Below are 24,099 nucleotides of genomic sequence, written 5' to 3'. Positions count from 1 at the left end.
TCGGCGACGCGGGACCATGAGGGGACCGCGCCCGCCGGTCTCGAAGTCAGGATCCGCATGACCCACCCGCTCCCCCTGCACGTCACCGACGCCGACCTCGACGACCTGCGCGACCGGATCCGTCGCACGCGCTGGGCGCCCGCCTGGCCGGTCGACGCGTGGGAGGCCGGCACCGACCAGGCGACGCTCCGCCGCCTCGCAGCCGTGTGGGCCGACGGGTTCGACTGGCGGGCGCGCGAGCGGGAGATCCGCGCGCTGCCGTGGGCGGTCGCCGACCTCGACGGCACGCCGGTCTCCTACCTGCGCTTCGAGGCGGAGCGCGCCGGCAGCCTGCCGATCGTGCTCACGAACGGCTGGCCGAGCTCCGCGCTGGAGATGGTGCCGCTCGCCGAGCGCCTGTCGCAGCCGTCGCGCTTCGGCGGCGACCCGGGAGACGCCGTCACCGTGATCGTCCCCGCGCTCCCCGGCTTCCCGCTCTCGCCGCAGCGGCCGCGCATCGACGAGCGGACGCACGAGCTCTGGCACCGGCTGATGACCGCGGAGCTGGGCTTCGCGCGGTACGCGGCGCACGGCGGCGACCTCGGCGCGGGGATCACGTCGCGGCTGGCGGAGGCCCACCCGGACGCCGTGGTGGGGATCCACCTGATGGCGGTCCATGCGCCGCGGGACCTCGACGAGGCGACGCTCACCGCCGAGGAGCGCGTTCACGTGGAGGAGGTGCACGCATGGGAGGCGGCCGAGGGCGGCTACGAGCACCAGCAGCAGACGCGTCCGCTGACGCTCGCGCCCGCGCTGCAGGACTCGCCCGTGGGCCTGCTGTCGTGGATCCTCGAGAAGCACCGCGCATGGAGCGACTGCGACGGCGACGTCTCCCGGGCCTTCAGCGACGACCACCTGCTGACGCTCGCGTCGCTCTACTGGTTCACGGGATCCATCGGCACCTCGCTCCGCCCGTACTTCGCCTACGGCTCCGGACGCACCGCGCCGGTGGAGCGCGTGCGCGTGCCGACAGCGGTCGCCGTCTTCCCGCACGACCTGGTGCACCCGCCGCGGAGCTGGGCCGAGCGCACCTACGACGTCGTCCGCCACACGACCATGCCGCGCGGCGGACACTTCGCGCCGCACGAGGAGCCGGGGCTGCTGGCGGACGACATCACGGCGTTCCTGCGGACGCTGCGGTAGCGGGACGCGCCGGGCTCAGCTGGCGGGCGTGTCCGGACGGCCGCCCCACGCGAACGCCGGATCCATGTGCCCGACCTCGATGACGTTGCCGTCGGGATCCGTGAGCTGCCGCTGGTACACGAACCCGTGGTCCGTGGGCGGGCGCGCCTCCGTGCCGCCTGCCGCGAGGCCGGCCTCGGCCGCCGCGTCCACCGCAGCGCGGCTGGGCAGGTCGACCGCGGTGATCGCGGACACGGTGCGGGCGGGATCGCCGAGCGGCTGGTCGGTGAACGACTGGAAGAAGTCGCGCACGAGGAGCATGAACGCGCTGTGGTCCTCCTCGATCGTGAGGCACGCGGCGTCCTCCCCGGTGAAGCCGGGGTTCACGGTGAAGCCCAGGGCCTCGTAGAACGCGATCGCGCGGGGCAGGTCGGTGACGGGCAGGTTGACGAAGGTCATGGCCATCGGTCTCTCCTTCGAGACGCAGGGACCGCGGGTGCCGCGGGTGCGCCCATGCTGACGACGCACGCCCACGCCCGTCAAGACCGACGGCCACCGGTTCCCTGAGGGATCCGGTGGCCGTCGTCGTGCGTGCGGCGGGTCAGCGCTTCTTGAGCGCCCCCGTCGACCAGAGCGCCAGCGCGATGAGCACCGGCTGGAAGAACAGGCGGCGGAAGCGCTTGGCGTCGGTGTCGAGGCCGAACGCGTCGCGCTTGTGGACGTACTGCGCGATGTTGCCCGGGAAGATCGCCGTGAAGAACGCGGCGGCCGCCCAGCCCGCGAGGCCGCGGCGCGAGCGCGCGAACAGCAGGGCCGAGCCGAGCGTGATCTCCGCCACGCCGGATCCGATGACGGTCACGTCCTCGGGCACCGGCAGCGACTTCGGGACCTGCGCGCGGAACTCCTCGCGCGCCACCGTGAGGTGCGAGACCCCGGCGAACGCGAGGAACGAGCCGAGCACCACGCGGGCGGCGGTGCGCGGCAAGGACGTGCGGGTGACGCCGGCCATCAGTCGTCCGAGACCGTGACGGTGACCTCGATGTTGCCGCGGGTCGCGTTCGAGTAGGGGCAGACCTGGTGGGCCTGGTCGGCGAGCTCCTGCGCGAGGTCGTGCTCGACCCCGGGGATGACGACCTCGAGGTGCACGGCGAGCTGGTAGCCGCCCTGGCCGTTGGATCCGATGCTCACGCGGCTGCCCACGCTGGAGTCGGCGATCTTCACCTTGCGCGCGCGGGCGACGCCCTGCAGAGCGGAGTGGAAGCACGCGGCGTAGCCGGCGGCGAAGAGCTGCTCGGGGTTCGCGCCCTCGCCCGATCCGCCCATCTCCTTGGGGATGGAGAGGTCGAGCGCGAGGTCGCTGTCGCTGACGGCGACGCGGCCGTCGCGGCCGGCTCCCGTGGCGAGGGCCTCGGCGGTGTAGAGGGCGTCCATGTGGTTCCTTCCGTTCGTGGCCGCTCGTGGCGGCCGGTTCGCCGCGGCGGATGCGCGGCCGGTGGGTGGTGCGGATCAGGGGGTGCGGGTGCGCGCCGACGCCTCGGCCGGCCGGGTCGCGGGGTGCGCGAGCGCCTCGGCCGTGGCGTCCTGCATCCCCGCGGTCAGCAGGTGCAGGGTGGCGAGCAGCTGGCGCGCGCGGTCGAGGTCGAGGCCCATGCCGCGGATGATCGCCGCGGGCACGTGCGCGAGCTCGGCCCGCACGGTGCGCCCGCGCTCGGCGAGCGAGACGGTGACGACGCGCTGGTCGGCGGAGATCCGACGGCGGGTGATGAAGCCGGCCTCCTCCATCCGCGCGAGCAGCGGCGACAGCGTGCCCGAGTCGAGGTCGAGCTGCTGCCCGAGCTCGGTGACCGTGCGATCGTCGCCCGACCACAGCAGCACCAGCACGAGGTACTGCGGGTAGGTGAGGCCCCACGGCGCGAGGAGCGCGCGGTACGCCTGGGTCGTGGATCGCGACGCCGTGTAGAGCGAGAAGCAGACCAGCTCGTCGGCGATGCGCGCGGGCGGCGCGGTCTCGTCGGTGGGCGGGCAGCTCTCGGTTCCGGTCATGCTCCGACCCTGCCACGGAACAAGGTTGTGTGCAATCCAGTTCGGCCGATGCTCAGCGGACGAACGCCGCCCAAGTACCCTGGACCGACATGATCACGAGACGAGAGGCCGCGCTGCGGCTGGGCATCCCGCTGGAGATGGCCACGCGCCACGGCATCCCGGGGCGCGTCCCGGAGTCCGAGATCGCCGCCATGGACCAGGACCCGCCCGCCTGGCTCGCGCAGTCCCGCGCGAACGCGACCGGCAAGCGTCCTGTCTGGGTGCAGCTCACGTGCGAGGTATGCGGCTTCACCGAGGCCGTGCGCCCGAAGAAGTGGTGGCCCGAGTTCTCCTACCTGTCCTGCGAGCGGCACTCCCCCGACGAGCTGCCCGAGCCCGCGCTCGGCCTGGCGCGCCGCGAGGTCGACGGCATCGGCAGCCGGTTCGTGGGCGTGGTGGACGAGCGGCCGTAGGGGCACGGACGCGGAACCGACGGGCCGGGGGACATCACGGGACGCCTCGCCCCGCCCGATCAGACCTCGCGGGCGAGGGAGGCGAGCACCTCGCCGGCGGGACGGTCATCCGCGAGCCGCCAACCGGTGCCGGCCCAGAGATGCACCGCGCTCGCGTCGCCGAGCGCGGCGGCCGCGGAACGGATCGGCCTGGTGAGGTGGTGGACGGCGGGGTATGCCGCCGGGGCGTCGGAGTCGTGATCCTCGACGAAGCGGTTGACCAGTGCGCGCGCGAGACGGCCCGTGAAGGCCCGCGTCAGGGCCGTGCGATCGAACACCGGATCGATCAGCGCGTCCTTGTGCACGCGCGACGCTCCGCTCTCCGGCGAGCGCAGCAGCACGGTGCCCACCGCGACCGCCGCCGCGCCCGCTCGGAGGGCCGGCGGGACCGCGTCCGGCGACGCCATGCCGCCCGCGCCGATCACGGGCAGCCCCGAGGATCGACGGACCTGCTCCACGAGATCCGGCAGGGACAGCGCGGACGGCGCTCCCCGCGGGTCGATGACCCCGGAGTGCCCTCCCGCGTCGGCGGCCTGCACGACGAGCACGTCGACGCCGAGGTCCTCCGCTGCGCGCGCCTCCGCCGCGGACGTGATGGTCTGCACCGTGAGGGAGCCGCGAGCACGGAGGCTCCGGATGAGGTCCGGGGACGGGAGACCGAACGTGAAGCTGACGAGCGGGACGGGGTCCGAGAGGAGGAGCTGGACCTTCTCCTCCCAGCGGTCGTCGTCCTCGTGGAGGTCGGGGAGCTCGAGCACCCCCAGCCGCTCGGCCGTCGGTCGCAGCGCCGCACGGTACCGATCGTGCTCGCGCACCGAGGCCCGGGAGGCGTGGGGCACGAACAGGTTCACGCCGAACACGGCCGTCCGCTCCCGGACCGCGTCGATCTGCGTCCTCAGCGCCTCGGGGGTGAGGTAGCCCGCGGCGAGCTGCCCGAAGTGCCCGGCCGTCGCGGCCGCGATCACGAGCTCGGGGGTCGAGGCCCCGCCTGCCATGGGCGCGGCGAAGACCGGCGCGCGGTCCGCGAGGAGGCGAGGCAGGGGCACGGTCACGGTCACCGCCTCCTCCGCACGACGGGGCGCGCCCCCAGCGTGACGTGGACGCGCGGATCGGATCCGGCCGCGCCCCCGGTAGCGGGGCCGGTCACGCGGCGACCGTCGCGGCGCCCGCGTACGCCGGCCCGCCCTCGCGCAGCGCCGGGCAGTGCTCCGGCGTCGGGTGCAGGCAGATGTCGATGACCCGGTTCAGCTCCTCGCGGGCGCGCTCGAGCTCGGCGATGGCCGCGGTGATGCGGTCGCGCTCGGAGCGGAGCAGCGCGAGCGACTCGGGCGCGGCGACGCCGCTGTCGACGCTCGGCAGAAGCTGGCGGATCGTGCGGCTCGGGAGTCCTGCGGCGAACAGCTGCTGGATCAGCTGCACGCGCTCGACGGCGGCCTCCGGGTAGACGCGCTGGCCGCTCGTGGTGCGCTCGGCCGGCAGCAGGCCCTGCTCCTCGTAGTACCGGAGCGCCCGCGTGCTCACGCCCGCTCGCCCCGCCACGTCGCCGATCCGCAGCATGCCGCCTTCTTCCCTGTCTGAGTTGATGCGTCGATCCGCCGGGCGGACTTGCCCTTCACGTCGACGTCAACTCCTAGCGTAGGCCGCGCCGCACTCCGCGAACGACGCGGGCGGCAGGAGGAAGAGCACGCATGGACATCCAGGATCAGGTCGCCCTCGTCACCGGCGCGAATCGCGGCATCGGCCGCACCTTCGTCGAGGAGCTGCTCGCGCGCGGCGCCCGCAAGGTCTACGCGACCGCCCGCCGGCCCGAGGCGATCGACATCCCCGGCGTCGAGGTGCTGCGCCTCGACCTCGCCGACCCGGCATCCGTGGACGCCGCCGCCGCGGCCGCGCAGGACGTGACGCTCGTCGTCAACAACGCGGGCATCTCGACGGGCGCCGCGCTCATCACGGGCGACATGGCGGAGATCCGCCGCGAGATGGACACCCACTTCTACGGCACGCTCGGCGTGATCCGCGCGTTCGCGCCCGTGCTCGCGGCCAACGGCGGCGGCGGGATCGTGAACATCCTCTCGGCGCTGTCGTGGTTCTCGACCTCGGGCAACGGCGGCTACGCGGCGGCGAAGGCGGCCGAGTGGAACATGACGAACGCCGTGCGGCTGGAGCTCGCCGGGCAGGGGACGCTCGTGCAGGGCGTGCACCTCGGGGCGGCGGACACCGACATCATGGCCGGCTACGACGGCCCGATGATCGCCCCGCGCGACGTGCCGCGGGCGTCGCTCGACGGCCTGGTCGCCGGATCCGTCGAGGTCGTCGTCGACGACTGGAGCCGCATGGTGAAGGACTCGCTGGCCGGCGACCCCGCGCCGTTCTACGAGAAGATGCGCGCGATCCTCGGATGATCCCGGAGCGCTCCTAGCCCGCGGTGACGCGCACGGATCCGCCCTCGAGCACGAACTCGAGCGCCGTGCCCTCGGGGAACTCGTCGCGGAGCTCGGCCGGCATGTCGCCCGTGACCGTGAGCACGCCGCGGGCCGGGAACGATCCGGCCGCGCATCCGCCGACGGGGTTCGTGCCGCGGGCGAACTGCGGGGCGACGACCGTGACGCACGCGGCGTCGTCCTCGGGGTTCTCGAGGCCGATCACCGTGAGGCCGTGGAACTCGCCGACTCCCGTCGCGACGTCCTGGTACCAGTCGTCCCAGCGGTCGGGGACGGGACGATCGGGATCCAGCGCGACGGTGCCGACGTCGCGGCCCGTCATCGACGCGAGGCCCGAGGTCAGCGCGACGGTCGCTCCCACGGCGACGAGGACGGACGCGGCCCAGAGGATCGGGGTGCGGCGGCGGGATGCGGGCGCGCGGGATGCCGGGGCGTCGTCATCTCCGGCGTCGCGCTCGTCGAGGGCGGGAGCCACGGGGGCAGGAGCCACGGGGTGGGCCGCGGGCGGAGCGACAGGCGTGGCAGCGCCGGCCGAGTGCGACGCCGACGCCGCGCCGGCCGCACCGCCCTGCCGCGCCTCGAGCTCCTGCAGCCGGTCGAGCTCGGCGCCGTCGAGATCGGGTGCGGGTCCGTATGCGCGACGGCGGAGCTCGCGGAGCTCGCTGCGCTGCGGCTCGTCCATGTGTCGATCCTGCCACCGTGCGACGTGCGCGTCCCGAGTCGCGCGGCTGCCCTGTCCGCCGGCCGCACGCGCGCCTACGCTCGGCCCATGCTCACCGAGACGGACCTGCGGCTCCCCGACGGCCGCGCGCTGCACTGCTACGACACGGGACCCGGCGACGGCGCCGACCTCGTGGTCGTCTATCACCACGGAACCCCGAACGTCGGGCCGCCGCCCGCGCCGCTGGTCGAGGCGCCGGCGGGCCGCGGCATCCGGTGGATCTCGTACGACCGGCCGGGGTACGGCGGATCCACCCGGCAACCGGGCCGCACCGTCGCGACCACAGCGGCCGACGACGCGGCCGTCGCGGACGCGCTCGGCGTCGACCGGTTCGCCGTGCTCGGGCACTCGAGCGGCGCGGTGCTCGCGCTGGCCGCAGCTGCTGCCCTCCCGGACCGCGTGCTCGGCGCGCTCTGCGGCGCAGCCCTCGCGCCGATCCGCGCCGAGGGCCTCGACTGGTTCGCGGGCATGCACGCGGGCGGCGAGCGCGAGCTGCGGGCCGCGGTGGCGGGGCGAGAGGCGCTCGAGGAGGAGCTGGCCGCGTCGACGTTCGACCCGGCGATGTTCACCGACGGCGACCTCCGTGCGCTGGAGACCGACTGGGCGTGGCTGGACGAGGTGGCCGGCCGCGGGCTCGATGCGGGAATCGGCGGCATGGTCGACGACGACCTCGCGCTCGTCGCCGACTGGGGCGTCGACCTGGCGGCGGTCCGCGCGCCGGTGATCCTGCTGCACGGAGACGCCGACCGGATCGCACCGGTCGCCCACGCGCGCTGGCTCGCCGACCGCGTGCCGGGCGCGGAGCTCGTGATCCGACCGGACGACGGCCACATCTCCGTGCTGCACGGCGCGGCGGACGCGCTCGCCCGGCTGCGGGAGCGGATCGCCGCCTCATAGAAGAGGAACGCACCCGCGGAAATGGCTCTCGCCGACCCGGACGGTTCCGGATCGGCGAGAGGTGGAGCTGGAGGAGCCGCGCGTGTCAGTGCCCGCGCGACACCCGCCGTGGCAGGGCGAACACGAGCGCGAAGGCGACGACCGCGAAGATCGCGCTGACGCCCATGGCCGACGCCGACGCGTCGGTGAACGCCTGCGGCACCATCTGCGGCCCGCGGATCCCGGCGCCCGCGACGCCCGCGAACAGCACGCTGCCGATGACCGCGATGCCGACCGCCGAGCCGACGCGCTGCACGGTGCCGATGACGCCGGACGCGGCGCCCGCCTCGGCGGGGTCGACCGTCGCGACGATGAACTGCGCGTTCGGGGCGATGAAGAGGCCGTTGCCGATGCCCGCGAGCAGCAGCGGGACGAGGAGCATCCAGCTGTTCAGGTCCGCGGCGGCGGTGTTCAGCAGCACGAGCCACAGCCAGATGAGGCCGACGCTCACGAGCGCGGTGCCGATCACGAGCACGGTGCGGCCGAGGCGGTTGGTGAGGCGGTTGCTCTGCGAGGAGCCGACGATGCTGCCGATCGCGAACGGGATCGAGACGAGGCCGGACTCGAGCGCCGAGTTGCCGAGGCCCGACTGCCACAGGATCGAGATGGTGAAGAAGATGCTCGTGAAGGCCGCGAAGTAGACCATCGCGAGGATCACGCCGCCCGTGAACGCCGGGTGCGTGAACAGGTGCGGCGGCACGAGGACGCCCTTCGAACGGCGCGTCTGCATGACCTCCCACGCGCCGAAGAGCGCGAGGAGCACGACGCCACCGGCGAGCGAGAGGTAGGTCCAGAGCGGCCAGCCCTGGTCCTGGCCGTCGATGAGCGGCACGAGCAGGGCCACGAGGCCGGCGCTCACGAGGAGGATGCCGACGAGGTCGACGCCCGAGGCGGCGGGGGCCGAGGGCTTCGCCGGCGCGCCGGATCCGCGTCCGGCCTGCTGGGACTGCGCGCGCACGTCGCCCGCGACCTCCTCGGCCACCTGGCGGCTGGGGAGCAGGAAGATCGCGGCGATGACGGTCGCGAGGCCCACGGGCAGGTTCACGAAGAAGACCAGGCGCCAGCCCGACTCCTCCCCAGCGGCCTGGATGATCAGGCCTCCCACGATCGGGCCGAGCGCGGACGAGACCCCGATGACGGCGCCCATGATGGCGAACGCCTTGCCGCGCGCCTGCGGCGGGAACAGCAGCTGGATGAAGGCGGTCACCGCGGGCACGAACAGGCCGCCGGCGAGACCCTGCACCACGCGCGCGATCACGAGCTGGAGGTCGTCCTGAGCCACACCGCACGCGAGGCTGGCGAGCGTGAAGAGCGCGATGCCGGTCACGAACACCCACTTGTGCCCGTAGCGGTCGCCGAGGCGGCCCGCGGGGATCAGCGCGAGGCCGAACGCGAGCGCGTAGCCGGAGATGATCCAGCTCAGCGTCGACTCGGAGGCGTCGAGGCTCGTGCGGATGGTGGGCAGCGCCACGTTCACGATGGTCGTGTCCAGCAGCGCGATGAACATGCCGGCGAGCAGCACGATGAGCGCCTGCCAGGCGCGGCGGGAGACGACGGGGGCGGCGGGCCGGCTTGCGTCGCCGAGCGCGCCGGCGCTGCCGGGCGCCGGGCGGGCGGATGCGGTGGTGTCGGACATGGGGTCCTTTCGTGCCGGCGCGGGCGTCGGCGGTGGTGCGAGCGGATCGGGTCGGTGAGCGCACGAGCGGGCGACGAGGGCGCGGGACGGGATGTCGAGCGCACCTCGTGCGGGCGGGAGGGCGGCGCACGGAGGAGGATCCGCGGCGGTGCGGGAGAGACGGCCGGGCGGATGCGCCCGTGCCGCCAGTCTGGCACCGGTTGACCCGTGCGGCCTATCCCGGTGTCCGGCCACAGGCTCCCGTCATCGGGCGGCGTTCCGTCATCCGGCGGATGCGGTGCGCCCGACCGCGTCGATACCGTGGGCGGATGAGCGCCGCACCCGCCCCCGACAGCGTCGACCGCTTCTGGGTGCGCCCGCGTCCCGATCGCGCGGGGCTGCGCTTCGACGTGATCCTCGCGCTCGTCATGCTCGTACTCACCACGTTCAGCGTGATGCAGTACTACGCGCTCGGCATGTACCCATCACGGCCCGCCATGTGGGTCATCGTCGCCTGGATCGTGCTCATGACGCTCCCGCTGGCACTCCGCCGCGTGCAGCCCGAAGCCGTGACGCTGGTGATCGCCACGGTCTTCATCGTCGGCGCCTACCAGTTCGTGCCGGAGGTGCTGTTCTCCAACATCGCCATGTTCATCGCCATGTACTCGCTGGGCGCGTGGGGGCGGAGCCGCCTACGGGCGAACATCACGCGCGGGATCGTCGTCGTCGGCATGTTCGCGTGGCTGTTCAGCGCGCTGCTGCAGACCTCGGGCTTCTACTCGATCAACGCCTCCGTCTTCAAGAACGCCCCGGCGGACTCGTGGATCCCCGCGCCGGTCGCGTCCGGCCTCATCACGATCATCACGAACCTCCTCTACTTCGGCGGCGCCTGGTACTTCGGTGACCGCGCGTGGGCGTCGGCGCGCGACCGGTGCGCGCTCGAGACGCGCACGGCCGAGCTGGCCACCGAGCGCGAACGCGTGGCCGAGCAGGCGGTCACGCTCGAGCGGGTGCGCATCGCGCGCGAGCTGCACGACGTCGTCGCGCACCACGTCTCGGTCATGGGCGTGCACGCGGGTGCCGCCCGGCGGGTGCTCGCCCGCGACGCCGACAAGGCCGCTGCCTCGCTCGGCATCGTGGAGGACAACGCGCGCAGCGCCATCGAGGAGCTCCACCGCATGCTCGTCGCGCTCCGCCAGGACGAGGACGGCGCAGGATCCACCGGCCGCGACGCCGTCGACGACCCCACCCGCACCGCGTCCACCCGCGGCGTCGACCAGCTGCACGAGCTCGTGGCCGACGCGTGCGGCGCAGGTCTCACGGTCGCCTACGACGTCATCGGCACCCCGCGGCCGCTGACGCCCACGGTCGACCTCATCGTCTACCGGGTCGCGCAGGAGTCGCTCACGAACGTCCGGAAGCACGCGGGCACGGGTGCGCGCGTCGACCTCCGGCTGCGGTACCTGGCGGACCGCGTCGAGGTGGAGGTGAGCGACGGCGGGCCGGCGGGTGCTGCGGCGGCCGCGGCCCAGGGATCCGTGCGGAACGGGCCGGGCGGCCTCGGCCAACGTGGCATGCGGGAGCGCGTGGCGGCGGTCGGCGGATCCATCGAGATCGGCCCGAAGGCGCGCGGCGGCTACCTCGTGCGCGCCTCGGTGCCGACGGGGCGGGCGCCGGTCGTGCCGCCTGCGCCGATGCCCGTCCCGGTCGACGCGTCGATCCCCGCCCCGACCCCCGAGGAGACCCGCGCATGAGCGCCGAGCCGACCGACCCGACCGGACCCGCCGCGCCCGCATCCATCCGCGTCCTCCTCGTCGACGACCAGGCGCTCGTGCGCGCCGGCATCCGCGTGATCCTCGAGAGCGAGGACGGCATCGAGGTGGTCGGCGAGGCCGCGGACGGCGAGGAGGGCGTGCGCCTGGCAGCCGCGCTCGCGCCCGACGTGATCTGCATGGACGTGCAGATGCCGCGCGTCGACGGGCTCGAGGCCACGCGCCGCATCGTGGCGGATCCCTCCATCGGCGCCGCCGTCCTGATGCTCACGACCTTCGACCGCGAGGACTACCTCTTCACCGCGCTGGATGCGGGCGCGAGCGGGTTCGTGCTGAAGAGCGCATCGCCGGAGTCGCTCGTGGAGGCCGTGCACGTGATCGCGCGCGGCGACGCGCTGCTCTCGCCCGACGTCACGCGCCGGGTCATCGAGCGCTTCGGCCGCGGATCCGCCGACGCCGCCTCCACCGCGCCGATCCCCACGATCCCGACCGACCCGCGCGTCGCCACCCTCACCGACCGCGAGCTGGAGGTGCTGCGCCTCCTCGCCGAGGGGCTGGCGAACGCCGAGATCGCGGAGCGCCTCTACCTCGGCGAGGCCACCGTGAAGACGCACGTCTCGCGCCTGCTGCTCAAGCTCGGCGTGCGCGACCGCGTGCAGGCCGTGGTGTTCGCGTACGAGCGTGGGATCGTGGTGCCGGGCGCGAGCTGAGCGTGGCGGCGGATCCGCGCCCGGCCCTGCTCCCGCTGCCGGGTCGCCCGTAGGGTGTGGCCATGGATGGCTCCACGTACGCGATCGGCCTCGTCCTCTTCACCATCTTCGTCTGCGTGTTCGGCGCCGTCGACGGACGACGCGCTCGGCGCCGCGGGATCGGCGGCCGCAGATCCGGCCGGGGCGGGTCACGCAGGGGCGGCGACGGCGACGGGATGTACGTCGCCGGCGACGCGTGGAGCGGGCACATGTCCGACGGGCACAGCGGTGGTCATGGTGACGGCGGGCACAGCGGTGACGGCGGTGGCCACGGCGGCGGAGGCGACAGCGGTGGCGGAGATGGTGGCGGCGGCGGCGGCGACTGACCGCCACCGCCCCTCGCAGGTCGGGCCGGGCTAGAACCCGCCGCGCTGCGACATCGGGGACAGCACCAGCTCGTCGATCCGCACGTGCGGCGGCGAGGCGAGCACGAACATCGCGGCGCGCGCCACGTCGTCCGGCGTGAGCATCGCGGCGCGCTCCGCGGCGTCGGGGACGGTCGGCCGGAGCGCGAGGAAGTCGCTGTCGATCGTGCCGGGGCAGAGATGCGTGGCGCGGATCCCCCTGCCCGCCTCCTGCGCGTTGAGGTCGCGCACCAGGGTCCCGAGCGCCGTCTTCGAGGCGCTGTAGGCGACGCCCGCGCCCGGCGAGTGCGTCCACGCCGCGTACGAGGAGACGAGCACGACCGTGCCGCCGGATGCGCGCAGCAACGGGAGCGCGGCGGCGACCTGGTGCGCGGGTCCGGTGAGGTTGGTCGCGACGATGCGGTCGAAGTCGGCGATCTCCTGCTCGGCCCACGAGCGCCGCGGGGCGTTGAGGCCGGCCGCGACGACTATCCCGTCGAGGCGGTCGAGGCCCGCGACCACGGCGTCGAGCGCGGCGTCGTCGGTCACGTCGAGCGGGGCGACGACCGCGGTGGATCCGAGGTCGTCGACGAGCGCGCGCGTCTCCTCGAGCGCCTCCCGGCGGCGCCCCGAGAGCACGAGGCGCCAGCCGTCGCGGGCCGCGGCCACCGCGGTGGCCCGGCCGACGCCGGATCCCGCGCCGCTGATCCACAGCGTCCGCGGGCTCGCCGATCCCTCCCCAGGCGCGTCGTCGTCGTGGTCGTGGTGCTGGTCGTGCGTCCGTGCTCCGGACATGGCGGTCTCCCCTACGTTGAGGGAAACGCTATTAGGACTGTGGGGAACTCGCATGCTCATCGACCTCAACGACAGGGTCGTCGTCGTCTCCGGTGCCGCCCAGGGCATCGGCCGCGCCATCGCCGAGCGCTTCCTGGAGGAGGGGTGCCGGGTCTTCGGGCTCGACCTCCGCTTCCGCGACGCGCTGCCGGAGGGGATCACCGCGATCGTCGCCGACGTCACCGACCAGGCATCCGTGCAGGCGGCGATCGCGCAGGTGGTCGAGGCTGCCGGCCGGGTCGACGTGCTCGTGAACAACGCGGGCATCAACGTGGAGGGGTCCGTCGAGACGCTCGAGCCCGCGCGCTTCCAGGCCGCGTTCGACGTGAACGTGGGCGGGGTGTTCCTGCTCTCGCAGGCCGTCATCCCGGCCATGAAGGCGGCGGGAGGTGGGCGCATCATCAACGCGGCGTCGTTCGCGGCCGTCATCCCGAGCGTCGGGGCGGCCGCGTACGGCGCGTCGAAGGCGGCCGTCGTGCAGTTCACGCGCGTCCTCGCGAGCGAGCTCGGGCCGTGGGGCATCACCGTGAACGCGTACGCGCCCGGCATGATCCCCACCGCCATGAACGGCTTCGCCGAGATGCCGGAGCCCGCGCAGGACCGGCTGCTCGACACCCTCAGCATCCGCCGATGGGAGCGGCCCGACGACGTGGCCGACCTCCTCGTGTTCCTCGCGAGCGACCGCGCCGGGTACATCACGGGCACGCTCGTCGACGTCAGCGGCGGCAAGCTCGCGACGCAGATGCCGCAGCGCGCCTACGAGGGCGAGGGCGCGCCGGAGCGCGGGCCGCGGGACGGCGCGCGATGAGCGTCGCCGTCTGGGACGCCGTGCCGCTCGCGACCGTCCGTTCCGAGCACGCCGAGGCGCCGCTGTGGGACACCGCGCGCGGCACCCTCCTCTGGGCCGACCAGTACGTCGGCATCGTGCGCGAGGCCACGTTCGATCCCGTCACGCTCGCGGTGGGGCCGGTGCGCGAGACGCACGTCGGCGGGCCCGTCGGCGCGGTCGTCCGGCACGCGGACGGCGGCCACGTGCTCGCCGCGCGCGACGGCTTCGTCCGCCTCACGGCGGAGGGCGAGCTGATCCCGATGGTCGACGTGCTGCCGGCCGACGGCGTCCGGCGCCGCATGAACGACGGCGAGGTGGACCCGCGCGGCCGGCTCTGGGCGGGATCCATGGCCTTCGACAAGACGCACGGCGCCGGCGCGCTCTACCTCCTCGACCGCGGCCGTGCGATCACGGTCCTCGAGGGCGTCACCATCTCCAACGGCACCGCGTTCTCCGCCGACGGCTCCGAGATGCTGTACATCGACACGACCACGCAGCAGGTGCGCCGCTTCCGGGTCACCGACGACGACGGCAGCGGCCGGCCGGGGCTGGCGGATCCCGAGGTGGTGGTCGAGATCGACCCCGCCGACGGCCACCCCGACGGCATGTGCGTCGACGACGAGGGGTTCCTGTGGGTCGCGCTGTGGGGCGGGAGCGAGGTGCGCCGATACTCCCCGACCGGCGAGCACGTGGGATCCGTGCGGGTCGACGCGCCCCAGGTCTCGAGCTGCGCGTTCGTCGGCCCCGACCGCGACATCCTCCTGATCACGACCTCGCAGGAGGGCTACTCGCCCGAGGACTCGGCCCGCCATCCGCGCGCGGGCATGCTGTTCGCGGTGCGGCCGGGCGTCACGGGTCCGGCAGCGAGCGCCTACGCGTAGGCGGTGATGGCCGCGGAGTCGACGAAGCCCGTGCCGCTGTCGACGCCGGATCCGCGCCCGGCGCGACGGGCGGCCCCTCCCGCGAGCGCGACCGAGGTGACGCCCACGACGACGCCGACGATCGCCGAGGTCGCGACCGCCCCGACGGACGAGTGCGCGAGCACCAGCCCCGCGACGAAGGCGAGGCACTGCACGATCCAGAGGGCGTGGATCCACCGGCGCCACGCGCCGCGAGCACCGCGACCCCGGCCGACGAGCGTGAGCCGGCGCCGCGCCCACACGATCGCGACGATGCGCACGATCGCCGACAGGCCCAGCAGCGCGAGCCCGCCGATCGCGAGCGGCGCGGTGCCGATGCCCGTGACGATGAGCGAGAAGAGCACGCATCCCGCCGCGGAGGCTCCGTCGGCGACGGCCTGGACGAGGGTGGGGAAGCGCATGCCCCGACCCTAGGAGGAACCGGGCCGCGGATCACCGCCGGCCGCGCCCCCATCCGCCGCGCCCGCGCCCCCGTCCGCGCCCCGTCGCCGCGGCGCACGCCCCCATCCCCCACCCGGTTCCCCCTCATGGCGGACTCCCCCGCGCACCCCCGCACCTAGCGTGAGCACCACGGATCACCCACGCCCATCGAGGAGGCCATTCGTGCTCGAAGTCCAGAACGTCACGCGATCGTTCGGGGACCGCAAGGTCCTCGACGACGTGTCCTTCACCGTGCGGCCGGGGAGGCTGACCGGCTTCGTCGGCGGCAATGGCGCCGGCAAGACCACCACCATGCGGATCATGCTCGGCGTGCTCACCGCCGACTCCGGCACGGTCTCGCTGAACGGGAGCGACCTCGGCACCTCGAGCCGCCGCACCTTCGGCTACATGCCCGAGGAGCGCGGCCTCTACCCGAAGATGAAGCTGCAGGAGCAGATCGTCTACCTCGGCCGTCTGCACGGCATGAGCGCCGCCGACGCGACCACCAACACCGAGCGGCTGCTCGAGCGGCTCAGCCTCGGCGAGCGCCGCAACGACCCCATCGAGTCGCTGTCGCTCGGCAACCAGCAGCGGGCGCAGATCGCCGCGAGCCTCGTGCACGACCCCGAGGTGCTCGTGCTCGACGAGCCGTTCTCGGGCCTCGACCCGATCGCCGTCGAGACCGTGCTCGGCGTCCTCACCGAGCGGGCCGCGCAGGGCGTGCCCGTGCTCTTCTCCTCGCACCAGCTCGACATCGTGGAGCGCCTCTGCGACGACGTCGTCGTCATCGCCGAGGGCCGGATCCGCGCATCGGGCGACCGCGAGGAGCTGCGCGACCAGCACAGCCGCCCCCTCACGGAGCTGCAGATCGACGGCGACGGCGGCTGGGTGCGCGACGTGCCCGGCGTCGAGGTCGTCGAGTTCGACGGCGGCTACGTGCTCTTCGAGGCCGACGACGAGGCGCGCCAGCGCGTGCTCGCCGAGGCCGTCTCCCGCGGATCCGTCACGGGCTTCACCCGTCGCCGCCCCACCCTCAGCGAGATCTTCCAGGAGGTCGTCCAGTGAGCACCACCAGCACCACCCGACGGGGCACGGCCCCGACGTTCGCCCAGTCCACGATGCTCGTGACGGGCCGCGAGGTGCGCATGCGCCTGCGCAGCAAGTCGTTCCTCATCAGCACGGGGATCCTGCTCGTCGGGATCCTCGCCTCCATCATCGTCAGCGGCTTCCTCACCGCGAACGGCGGCCTCGGCGGCAGCGGCGACCCCACGCGCGTGGCCGTGGTCGGCTCCGCCCAGCAGGCCGTCTCCTCCGCCGAATCGCTCGAGGGCGTGCCCGCCGACAGCGTCGAGGACGCGCAGGCGATGGTCCGCGACGGCGACGTGGAGGCGGCGGTCGTCCCCGACACGCAGGCCGACTCCGACGGCGCCGTGCTCGTGATCGGCGACACCTCCGCACCCGACGGCGTCGTGAGCGCGCTCACGGACACCCCGCGCGTCGAGCTCCTGGAGGAGCCGACCACGAACCCCGCCATCGCCTACATCGTGGCGATCGCGTTCGGCCTCGTGTTCTTCATCTCGGCCCTGACGTTCGGGCAGATCATCGCCCAGAGCGTGGTCGAGGAGAAGCAGACCCGCGTGGTCGAGCTGCTCATGTCGACCATCCCCGTGCGGGCGCTGCTCGCCGGCAAGGTGCTCGGCAACAGCATCCTGGCGTTCACGCAGATCGCGCTCATCGCCCTGATGACGGGCGTCGGACTCCTCGTGACCGAGCAGACCGCGCTCCTCGCGATCGTCGGCCCCGCGGTGATCTGGTTCGTCGTGTTCTTCCTGTTCGGGTTCGTGCTGCTCGCGTCGCTCTTCGCCGCCGCGGCCTCGCTCGTCTCCCGCCAGGAGGACGTGGGAGCCGTCACGGCCCCGGTCACGTACCTCGTGATGATCCCGTACTTCGCGGTCATCTTCTTCAACGACAACCCCGTGGTGATGGCGATCATGTCGTACGTGCCGTTCTCGGCCCCGGTCGGGATGCCGATGCGGCTGTTCCTCGGCGAGGCCCAGTGGTGGGAGCCGCTCGTGTCGCTCGCCGTGCTCATCGCGACGACCGCCGTGGTGGTGGCGCTCGGATCCCGCATCTACAGCAACTCGCTGCTCCGCACCGGATCCCGCGTGAAGCTGCGAGAGGCGCTGAAGGCATGATCGACGCGCTGCAGGACTTCACGAACGGGCTGCCGGAGCTGCTCCGCTGGTTCGGGGTCATGGTCACCGCGATGATCCCGTTCCTCGAGGTCGAGTTCGCGGCCGTGGTCGGCGTGATCAGCGGCCAGCACGTGGCGGTCGCGGTGCTCGCGGCCGTCGTGGGCAACATCGCGATCGTCGCGCTGATCGTGCTGGTCGCGTCGCGCACGCGCAACCGGATCACGCGCGACAGCACGAAGGAGGAGACGCCGAGGCGTGCCAAGATCCGCCGCACGTTCGACCGCTACGGCGTGCCGGGCGTCAGCCTCCTCGGCCCGCTCCTGGTGCCGACGCACTTCACATCGGCGGCGATGGTCTCCTTCGGGGCGCGCCCGCGGGCGGTGCTGATCTGGGAGACGATCGCCATCGCCGTCTGGGGCGTCGCCTTCGGGGCGCTCGCGGTGCTGGGGCTCACGGTGGTGTGATCCCGCCCCGACCCTGCCCCCTCGACCGCCCGGCCGCATCCGCTCCCCCGCGGATGCGGCCGGGCCCGCGTACGGTCGACGCATGACCGACGCGACGCCGCCCGGATCCCGCACGCACCTCGAGCTGCCGCTGTACGGCGCGTCCTGGCAGGAGGCGATGCGGAGGTTCTTCCTCAAGTACGCGACGTTCCGCGGGCGCGCCAGCCGGAGCGAGTTCTGGTGGTGGATCCTCACGAGCGTCGTCGGCACCTCCGCCCTCCAGACCCTGAGCAGCGTGAACGCCGACCGCCGGGAGCCGCTCGGGGGCCTCGGATTCCTCCACGAGCTGACCATCGTCGACTCCTGGAGCGCCGTGCTCGCCGTGCTGCAGCTGGCCGTCTTCATCCCGTCGCTGGCCGTCTCCTGGCGGCGGCTGCACGACGTCGACCGCAGCGGCACGTGGACGTTCATCACCTTCATCCCGGTCCTCGGGCTGATCGTCTACGTGGTCATGACCGCGGGGCGGTCGCGGCCGGGCGGCGCGCGGTTCGACTGACGCCGCGGATCCGCCGCGCCGGTCCCCGGCGCGGAACTCGTGCGCGCAGGCGAGCAGCGACGCTACGGTGAGCGCGATCCGCTCGCCGAACCCGAGGACCCCCATGGCCGTCGCCGCCCGCCGCATCCTGCCCTCCGCGTTCGCGGCCGTCCTCCTCGCCGCCGCGCTCAGCGGGTGCTCGCTGCAGCAGCTGGCCGACCTCGTGCCGCACGCCGAGACGCGCGACGACGACGGATCCATCACGGCCGGGGGCACGACCGACGTCTTCACGCTGCGCCAGGGCGACTGCCTCGACGACGCGGCGTCGGCCGCCGTGGACGAGCAGGACGCTGCCGATGCGCACCCCGCGAGCGACGACGACACGCGAGACCGACAGGTGGGCGACGTGAGCACGGTGCCGTGCTCCGAGCCGCACGACTTCGAGGTGTACGCGGCGCCCACACTGACGGGCGACGACTTCCCCGGCGACGACGCGGTGGACGCGCAGGCCGACGACCTGTGCGGCTCGGCGTTCGGGCCCTTCGTGGGCTTCGACTACCAGGACTCGATCTACGACTACCAGGGGTACAAGCCGACGAAGGACAGCTGGAGCACGGGCGACCGCACCGTGGACTGCATCATCGGGGATCCCGCGGGCAAGACCGTCGGCTCCCTCGCGGGCATCGGTCGGTAGCGGCGCGGGGCGGCCCGCCGACCGCTAGGAGCGGTCGGCGGCCTCGTCGTCGGTGCGGGGCGCGGCGGCTCCGTCGACCTCGACGCGGTCGCCCTGGACCTCCACCGTGGCGGGGCCGTCGACCTCCACGCGCGTGGTGCCGTCGCCGTGCCCGTCGACGATCACGGTGACCTCGGGGGCGGATCCGGCATGCGTCGCGTAGGTGTCGAAGTCGGCAGCGTCGGCCGCGTCGTCAGCGGAGTCAGCGGACGCGCGCTCGTCGCGCTCCTCGGCCGCATCCCGAGTCTCCTCGACGTCCGCCTTCGCGGAGTCGGCGAGCACGGCGCCCGCGGCCTTCGCGCGGTCGGCGGCCTCCGCGCCGATCTCCTTCGCGGCGTCGGCGGCGCGCGACCCGGCGTCCTGCGCGCGGTCGGCGGCGTCGGCGGACGCGTCCTGGATCCGGTCGCCGGCCTCGCGGGCACGGTCGGCCGCCTCGGACCCGGCGGCCTTCGCCTTCTCGAGCCCCTCGGATCCGGCCGCCCTCGCCTTGTCCAGCGCGTCCGATCCGGCGTCCTTGGCCTTCTCGAGCGCGTCGGATCCGGCGTCCTTCGCCTTCTCGAGCGCGGCGCCCGCGGGCGACTGCTCGTCGTCGAACGGGCCGTGCACGTCGGTCACGCGGATGTTCACGCGCACGGAGCCTGCCGCGATCTGCCGGGCGGCGCGGGCCACCTGCTCTCGCGTCTCGTCCACGACGTCCTGCACGGGCGTCGGGTACTCGACCACGAGGTCGATGTCGATCACGGTGCCGCCGGCCTCCTCGGAGACGGTGACGCCGGGGCCGGTGCTCGTGCCGCGGATCGCCCGGGACGCCGCGTCGAGCGCCCGCGCGGCCGTGCCGCCGAGGTGGTGGACGCCCGTGACGCCCGCGGCGGTCTCGGCCGCGGCGACGCCCACGCGGTGCGCGGTCGTCTCCCCCTCCGGGTGCGCGGCGTCGATGCCGGTCAGGTCGATGGGACGGATGGCGGGTGCGGCGTCGTTCACGGCGGTGCTCCTTCGGTCGTGCTGTGCGGTGCGGGATGGGGTCAGGTGCCCCGCTGCCGCGCCCGTCGGGACGCGGCGGCAGGGCGGGGGCGGATCAGGCCGGGATGTCGGCGGCGCGGGTCAGCGCGCGGTGCGCGAGCCCGGCGATCGCGGCGCCGACCAGCGGCGCGACGATGAACGCCCACACCTGGCCGAGCGCGACGGGCCCGCCGTAGATCGCGGCCGCGATGGAGCGGGCCGGGTTCACGGACGTGTTGCTGACCGGGATGCTGATGAGGTGGATCAGGGTGAGCGTGAGCCCGATGACGATGGGCGCGACGGCCGCGTAGGCCTTCTGGCCGGTGACGGCGAGGATCACGGTCACGAAGACGGCGGTGAGGATCACCTCGACGAGCAGCACGGCCCCGAGGCCGAAGCCGCCGGGCGATGCGTCGCCGAAGCCGTTGGACGCGAAGCCCGCGTCCTGCTTCGACGCGAGGTAGCCGGCGGGACCGTTGGCGGCGATGAGCGCGAGGGCGCTGGATCCGAGGATCCCGCCGACGAGCTGCGCGACCACGTAGCCGGGCACCTCGCGCCAGCCGATGCGGCCCGCGAACGCGAGTCCGACGCTGACGGCGGGGTTGAAGTGGCCGCCGGAGATGCCGCCGACCGCGGCGACGCCCGCCATGACCGTGAGGCCGAACGCGAGCGCGACGCCGAGGAACCCGACGCCCGTGGCGTTGCCGTCGTCCGGGAACGCGGACGCGTAGAGCGCGGTGCCGACGCCGCCGAACACGAGGAGGAACGTGCCGAACGCCTCGGCGCCCCAGCGGGCGGCGGTGGACGGGCGGTCGCCGGCGGATGCGGCCTTCTGGCCGCGGCCCTGGGCCGGGGTGTCGCGGGGTGCCTTCGTCGTGGCGGTGGACTTGCTCATCGGTTCGTGTCCTCTGTCTGGAGCGTGGATCGTGCGTGGATGCGCGGTGGGAGCGTCGGATGGCGCTCCCGTCGGTGCGGGGGGGGATGCTCCGGAGGGTGCTGCGTGCTCGGTGCTGGGCGCCTCGTGCTGCGTTCTGCGTGCGGTGCGGGTGGGGCGGGCCGCCTCGGGTGCGGCCCGCACGCGGCGACGGGACCGGGCGAGCCCGGTCCCGTCAGCGGGCGGTGCTACTGGACGCGGCTCTTGGAGTCGTCGTCGTCCTTGTCGTCCGACGGGATGTGCACGTCGGAGACGGTGACGTTCACCTCGGTGACGTCCATGCCGACGACCTGCGAGATGGCGTCGGTGACGGACTCGCGGATCCGGTCGGCGAGGTCCTGCAGCGCGACGGGGTACTCGGCGACGACGACGATGTCCGCGGCGACCTGCTTCTCGCCGACCTCGACGGAGATGCCCTGGCCGCGGTCCTGCTGGCCGATGACGTTGCGGATCGCGCCGACGGCACGGGCCGCGCCGTTGCCGAGGTCGTGCACGCCGGGGACCTGGCGGGCCGCGATGCCGGCGACCTTCTCGACGACGCCGTCGGCGATCGTGTTCTTGCCGGAGGCGGAGTCGGCGGGCGTGTGCTTCGCGGCGGCGCGGCTGGATGCGGTGGCGGGGGTGACGTCGGTCATGTGCTGCTCCTGATGCTCATCGGCGCGCTCCCGGTGCGGGAGCGCGGTGCCGGCTGGATGCCCGGCACGTCAAGGAGACGGCGGAGGCGCCCCGCTCGTCCCGGACGTCCAGCGTTCCTTCAGGCGGGAGCGGCCCGGCTTCGCTGGGCGGCCACCTGGCGGCGTCCGGCGTGCGCTTACCGGCCAGGGCACGAGCCCGGCCAGGGGCGAGCCCGGCCAGGGCGCGAGACCGGCCAGGGCACGAGCCCGGCCAGGGCGCGGTTCCCGCGGCGCGCGTCACCGGGCAGCCGGACGCATGCCGCGCACCCGGCCTAGGTTGAGCCCATGACCGATGCCCCCGGCACGACCCCGCACCACGACGTCCTCGTCATCGGCGGGGGGAACGCCGGCCTCTCGGTCGCGGGCCGGCTCCGGCGGTACGGCGTCGACGACGTCGCGGTCATCGAGCCGCGCGACACGCACTACTACCAGCCGATGTTCTCGCACGTGGCGGGCGGCACCGCGCGGGCGTCGCGGGCCACCCGGCCGCAGGGATCCGTCACGCCGAGGGGCGTCACGTGGATCCGGGACCGCGCCGCCGGCATCGACCCGGTCGCGAAGACCGTCGCGCTCGAATCCGGCACGCGCGTCTCCTACGGCGACCTCATCGTGTGCCCCGGCATCCAGAAGGACTGGGACCGCGTGCCCGGCCTCGCCGAGGCGATGGACTCGCCCGTCGGCATCTCCAACTACGAGCACCACTACGCACGCAAGGCCTCGCAGGTGCTGCGCGACGTGCGCTCCGGCACGGTCGTCTTCACGCAGCCCGACGGCCCCGGCACGTGCTCGGGGGCGGCGCAGAAGCCCATGTACCTCGCGTGCGACCACTGGCGGGCCATCGGCGTGCTCGACGACATCCGCGTGGTGCTCGTCGTCCCGACGCCCACGATGTTCGGCATGCCGCTCATCGACGCGGAGCTCGAGCGCAAGGTCGCCGAGTACGGCATCGAGGTGCGGTACGGGCGCGAGCTCGTTGCGGTGGATCCCGTCGCCCGCACCGTCGAGATCGCCGGCATCGACCGCTCCCGCGCGCTCCTCGGGCCCGACCACGCGGCGCAGCAGGGCCTCGACGACGCGGATCGCGAGACGCTCCCCTACGACGTGCTGCACGCGGTCCCGCCGCAGTCCGCGCCCGACTGGCTCGCGGACACCGGCCTCGCCGCCCCCGGCGACGCGGGCGGCTTCGTCGAGGTGGATCCGCTGACCCTCCGCCACCCGCGCTTCCCCGACGTGTGGGCGCTCGGCGACGCGGCCGCGACCACCAACTCGAAGTCCGGCGGCGCGCTCCGCAACCAGACCACCGCGGTCGCCAAGAACCTCGTCGCCGCCCGGAAGGGGAAGCCGCTGCCGCAGACGTACGACGGCTACTCGGTGTGCCCGTTCGTCGTCTCCCGCTCGACCGTGGTGTTCGCCGAGTTCGACGACCGCTACCGCCCGAAGCCCACGATCCCGGGATGGAAGGGCCTCGCCAAGGAGCGCCGCATCACGTTCCTCGCCGACCGCTACGTGCTCCCGTGGGTGTACTGGAACCTGATCCTGCAGGGCCGCGCCTGATCCATCCCGTCCGCCGCGCGGATCCGCCGTCGGGCGGACGCGCCGCCGCCTCGCGCCCCGCGAGGATGGCACCATGACGCGCCCCGGTGAGACCGCCCCCGACTCCCGGGGCCGCACCGGCCTCCACCTCCGCGGGACGGACCTCGACCGCAACCCCGACGTGGTCGTGAAGCGCGTCGAGGTCACCTCCGACGGATGGCACGTGCTCCGCCGGACGACGCTCGATCTCCGGCTGCGCGACGGATCCTGGCAGGAGCAGCAGCGCGAGACGTACGACCGGGGCGATGGCGCGACCGTGCTCCTCTACGCGGCCGACACGCACCGGATCCTCCTCACCCGCCAGTTCCGCTACCCCGCCTACGTCAACGGCCACCCCGACGGCGTGCTCGTCGAGGCCGCGGCCGGGCTCCTCGACGAGGACTCGCCGGATGACGCGATCCGCCGCGAGGCCCGCGAGGAGCTCGGCGTCGAGATCGTCGCGCTCACGCACCTGTTCGACCTCTTCATGAGCCCCGGATCCGTGACCGAGCGCGTGCACCACTACCTCGCGTCGTACACGCCGGCTGACGTCGTGGGCGCGGGCGGCGGCGTGGCCGAGGAGGGCGAGGACATCGAGCGGATCGAGGTCACGCTCGACGAGGCGCTCGCGATGGTCGCCGACGGCCGCATCGCCGACGGCAAGACGGTGATCCTGCTCCAGCACGTGGCGCTGCACGGGTTCCCGGCGTAGCGGACGGATGCAGCACGGCGCTCCGG

Annotated in this window: 29 protein-coding genes; 16 read left to right on the top strand and 13 right to left on the bottom strand. The window is 73.9% G+C overall.

What is annotated here, in order from left to right:
- The first annotated feature begins 57 nt into the window (after window positions 1–57).
- On the top strand, window positions 58–1,182 hold the full coding sequence (locus NL142_RS01990) for an epoxide hydrolase family protein (protein WP_435080760.1): 1,125 nt from the start codon (window positions 58–60) through the stop codon (window positions 1,180–1,182).
- Between the two features lie 15 nt (window positions 1,183–1,197).
- On the opposite strand, the gene NL142_RS01985 is transcribed toward NL142_RS01990, so the two are convergent.
- The 4 genes from NL142_RS01985 to NL142_RS01970 form a co-directional block, all read right to left on the bottom strand.
- Window positions 1,198–1,626 (bottom strand): VOC family protein, encoded by a 429-nt coding sequence (locus tag NL142_RS01985; protein ID WP_435080759.1) that lies wholly within the window; start codon window positions 1,624–1,626, stop codon window positions 1,198–1,200.
- Between the two features lie 136 nt (window positions 1,627–1,762).
- Window positions 1,763–2,170 carry a DoxX family protein gene (locus NL142_RS01980; protein WP_194635164.1) on the bottom strand — a complete coding sequence of 136 codons (408 nt, stop codon included), beginning with the start codon at window positions 2,168–2,170 and terminating at the stop codon, window positions 1,763–1,765.
- Window positions 2,170–2,592 (bottom strand): organic hydroperoxide resistance protein, encoded by a 423-nt coding sequence (locus tag NL142_RS01975; RefSeq protein WP_119372287.1) that lies wholly within the window; start codon window positions 2,590–2,592, stop codon window positions 2,170–2,172. The genes NL142_RS01980 and NL142_RS01975 overlap by 1 nt, the downstream gene beginning before the upstream one ends.
- A gap of 75 nt (window positions 2,593–2,667) precedes the next feature.
- On the bottom strand, window positions 2,668–3,204 hold the full coding sequence (locus tag NL142_RS01970; protein WP_435080758.1) for a MarR family winged helix-turn-helix transcriptional regulator: 537 nt from the start codon (window positions 3,202–3,204) through the stop codon (window positions 2,668–2,670).
- Between the two features lie 89 nt (window positions 3,205–3,293).
- On the opposite strand from NL142_RS01970, the gene NL142_RS01965 reads away from it, so the two are divergent.
- Window positions 3,294–3,656 carry a hypothetical protein gene (locus tag NL142_RS01965; protein ID WP_063070407.1) on the top strand — a complete coding sequence of 121 codons (363 nt, stop codon included), beginning with the start codon at window positions 3,294–3,296 and terminating at the stop codon, window positions 3,654–3,656.
- A 59-nt stretch (window positions 3,657–3,715) separates the two neighbouring features.
- Here the strand turns inward: NL142_RS01965 and NL142_RS01960 are convergent, their stop codons facing one another.
- Window positions 3,716–4,747 (bottom strand): NAD(P)H-dependent flavin oxidoreductase, encoded by a 1,032-nt coding sequence (locus tag NL142_RS01960; RefSeq protein ID WP_435080757.1) that lies wholly within the window; start codon window positions 4,745–4,747, stop codon window positions 3,716–3,718.
- 91 nt (window positions 4,748–4,838) lie between these two features.
- Window positions 4,839–5,252, bottom strand: coding sequence for a MerR family transcriptional regulator (locus NL142_RS01955; protein ID WP_435080755.1), 414 nt, complete (start codon window positions 5,250–5,252; stop codon window positions 4,839–4,841).
- A gap of 131 nt (window positions 5,253–5,383) precedes the next feature.
- Here NL142_RS01955 and NL142_RS01950 point away from each other — a divergent pair, with 131 nt between their 5' ends.
- On the top strand, window positions 5,384–6,097 hold the full coding sequence (locus tag NL142_RS01950; protein WP_435080754.1) for an SDR family oxidoreductase: 714 nt from the start codon (window positions 5,384–5,386) through the stop codon (window positions 6,095–6,097).
- A 13-nt stretch (window positions 6,098–6,110) separates the two neighbouring features.
- Here NL142_RS01950 and NL142_RS01945 read toward each other — a convergent pair whose 3' ends face one another.
- Window positions 6,111–6,818, bottom strand: coding sequence for a hypothetical protein (locus tag NL142_RS01945; protein WP_435080753.1), 708 nt, complete (start codon window positions 6,816–6,818; stop codon window positions 6,111–6,113).
- Between the two features lie 87 nt (window positions 6,819–6,905).
- Between NL142_RS01945 and NL142_RS01940 the strand changes: the two genes are divergently transcribed.
- Window positions 6,906–7,754 carry an alpha/beta fold hydrolase gene (locus tag NL142_RS01940; RefSeq protein ID WP_435080752.1) on the top strand — a complete coding sequence of 283 codons (849 nt, stop codon included), beginning with the start codon at window positions 6,906–6,908 and terminating at the stop codon, window positions 7,752–7,754.
- 85 nt (window positions 7,755–7,839) lie between these two features.
- Here the strand turns inward: NL142_RS01940 and NL142_RS01935 are convergent, their stop codons facing one another.
- Complete coding sequence (locus NL142_RS01935; RefSeq protein ID WP_435080751.1) at window positions 7,840–9,429, bottom strand: MFS transporter; 1,590 nt, start codon at window positions 9,427–9,429, stop codon at window positions 7,840–7,842.
- 308 nt (window positions 9,430–9,737) lie between these two features.
- On the opposite strand from NL142_RS01935, the gene NL142_RS01930 reads away from it, so the two are divergent.
- From NL142_RS01930 to NL142_RS01920, 3 genes are all read left to right on the top strand, one after another.
- On the top strand, window positions 9,738–11,162 hold the full coding sequence (locus NL142_RS01930) for a sensor histidine kinase (protein WP_435080750.1): 1,425 nt from the start codon (window positions 9,738–9,740) through the stop codon (window positions 11,160–11,162).
- Window positions 11,159–11,890 carry a response regulator gene (locus tag NL142_RS01925; RefSeq protein WP_435080749.1) on the top strand — a complete coding sequence of 244 codons (732 nt, stop codon included), beginning with the start codon at window positions 11,159–11,161 and terminating at the stop codon, window positions 11,888–11,890. Before NL142_RS01930 ends, NL142_RS01925 begins: the two co-directional genes overlap by 4 nt.
- A gap of 62 nt (window positions 11,891–11,952) precedes the next feature.
- On the top strand, window positions 11,953–12,255 hold the full coding sequence (locus tag NL142_RS01920; protein ID WP_435080748.1) for a hypothetical protein: 303 nt from the start codon (window positions 11,953–11,955) through the stop codon (window positions 12,253–12,255).
- 30 nt (window positions 12,256–12,285) lie between these two features.
- Here NL142_RS01920 and NL142_RS01915 read toward each other — a convergent pair whose 3' ends face one another.
- Complete coding sequence (locus NL142_RS01915; protein WP_435080747.1) at window positions 12,286–13,068, bottom strand: SDR family oxidoreductase; 783 nt, start codon at window positions 13,066–13,068, stop codon at window positions 12,286–12,288.
- A 52-nt stretch (window positions 13,069–13,120) separates the two neighbouring features.
- On the opposite strand from NL142_RS01915, the gene NL142_RS01910 reads away from it, so the two are divergent.
- Together NL142_RS01910 and NL142_RS01905 are read left to right on the top strand one after the other, a co-directional pair.
- Entirely contained in the window at window positions 13,121–13,915 is a 795-nt protein-coding gene (locus tag NL142_RS01910) for an SDR family NAD(P)-dependent oxidoreductase (RefSeq protein WP_435080746.1), read from the top strand.
- Window positions 13,912–14,817, top strand: coding sequence for an SMP-30/gluconolactonase/LRE family protein (locus tag NL142_RS01905; protein ID WP_435080745.1), 906 nt, complete (start codon window positions 13,912–13,914; stop codon window positions 14,815–14,817). Before NL142_RS01910 ends, NL142_RS01905 begins: the two co-directional genes overlap by 4 nt.
- Here the strand turns inward: NL142_RS01905 and NL142_RS01900 are convergent.
- Window positions 14,808–15,257, bottom strand: coding sequence for a hypothetical protein (locus NL142_RS01900; protein ID WP_194683612.1), 450 nt, complete (start codon window positions 15,255–15,257; stop codon window positions 14,808–14,810). The two genes, NL142_RS01905 and NL142_RS01900, sit on opposite strands and share 10 nt — an antisense overlap.
- Before the next feature lie 202 nt (window positions 15,258–15,459).
- On the opposite strand from NL142_RS01900, the gene NL142_RS01895 reads away from it, so the two are divergent.
- From NL142_RS01895 to NL142_RS01875, 5 genes are all read left to right on the top strand, one after another.
- The gene (locus NL142_RS01895) at window positions 15,460–16,341 is read left to right on the top strand and encodes an ABC transporter ATP-binding protein (RefSeq protein WP_435080744.1); all 882 of its coding nucleotides are present in this window, start codon (window positions 15,460–15,462) and stop codon (window positions 16,339–16,341) included.
- A complete protein-coding gene (locus tag NL142_RS01890) occupies window positions 16,338–17,471 on the top strand; it encodes an ABC transporter permease (RefSeq protein WP_435080743.1) in 1,134 nt (377 codons plus the stop codon). Before NL142_RS01895 ends, NL142_RS01890 begins: the two co-directional genes overlap by 4 nt.
- Window positions 17,468–17,935 (top strand): hypothetical protein, encoded by a 468-nt coding sequence (locus NL142_RS01885; RefSeq protein ID WP_435080742.1) that lies wholly within the window; start codon window positions 17,468–17,470, stop codon window positions 17,933–17,935. The genes NL142_RS01890 and NL142_RS01885 overlap by 4 nt, the downstream gene beginning before the upstream one ends.
- An 82-nt stretch (window positions 17,936–18,017) precedes the next feature.
- On the top strand, window positions 18,018–18,470 hold the full coding sequence (locus tag NL142_RS01880) for a DUF805 domain-containing protein (RefSeq protein WP_194683616.1): 453 nt from the start codon (window positions 18,018–18,020) through the stop codon (window positions 18,468–18,470).
- Window positions 18,471–18,573: 103 nt separating this feature from the next.
- Entirely contained in the window at window positions 18,574–19,143 is a 570-nt protein-coding gene (locus NL142_RS01875; RefSeq protein ID WP_435080741.1) for a septum formation family protein, read from the top strand.
- A 24-nt stretch (window positions 19,144–19,167) separates the two neighbouring features.
- Here the strand turns inward: NL142_RS01875 and NL142_RS01870 are convergent, their stop codons facing one another.
- The 3 genes from NL142_RS01870 to NL142_RS01860 all read right to left on the bottom strand — a co-directional run bounded on the left by NL142_RS01870 (window position 19,168) and on the right by NL142_RS01860 (window position 21,750).
- Window positions 19,168–20,163, bottom strand: coding sequence for an Asp23/Gls24 family envelope stress response protein (locus NL142_RS01870; protein ID WP_435080740.1), 996 nt, complete (start codon window positions 20,161–20,163; stop codon window positions 19,168–19,170).
- A 94-nt stretch (window positions 20,164–20,257) separates the two neighbouring features.
- Complete coding sequence (gene aqpZ / locus NL142_RS01865) at window positions 20,258–21,076, bottom strand: aquaporin Z (RefSeq protein ID WP_435080739.1); 819 nt, start codon at window positions 21,074–21,076, stop codon at window positions 20,258–20,260.
- Window positions 21,077–21,303: 227 nt separating this feature from the next.
- Window positions 21,304–21,750, bottom strand: a complete 447-nt coding sequence (locus NL142_RS01860; RefSeq protein WP_194683620.1) for an Asp23/Gls24 family envelope stress response protein — start codon at window positions 21,748–21,750, stop codon at window positions 21,304–21,306.
- A gap of 324 nt (window positions 21,751–22,074) precedes the next feature.
- Between NL142_RS01860 and NL142_RS01855 the strand changes: the two genes are divergently transcribed.
- Both NL142_RS01855 and NL142_RS01850 read left to right on the top strand, forming a co-directional pair.
- Window positions 22,075–23,343, top strand: coding sequence for an NAD(P)/FAD-dependent oxidoreductase (locus NL142_RS01855; RefSeq protein WP_435080738.1), 1,269 nt, complete (start codon window positions 22,075–22,077; stop codon window positions 23,341–23,343).
- Between the two features lie 73 nt (window positions 23,344–23,416).
- A complete protein-coding gene (locus NL142_RS01850) occupies window positions 23,417–24,073 on the top strand; it encodes an NUDIX domain-containing protein (protein ID WP_435080737.1) in 657 nt (218 codons plus the stop codon).
- The last annotated feature ends 26 nt before the right edge of the window (window positions 24,074–24,099 follow it).

The sequence above is a fragment of the Clavibacter quasicaliforniensis genome (assembly GCF_051201715.1).
Taxonomy (GTDB): domain Bacteria; phylum Actinomycetota; class Actinomycetes; order Actinomycetales; family Microbacteriaceae; genus Clavibacter; species Clavibacter seminis.
Note: the sequence above shows the minus strand (reverse complement) of the source record. Positions and strands in the feature narration are given on the sequence as shown.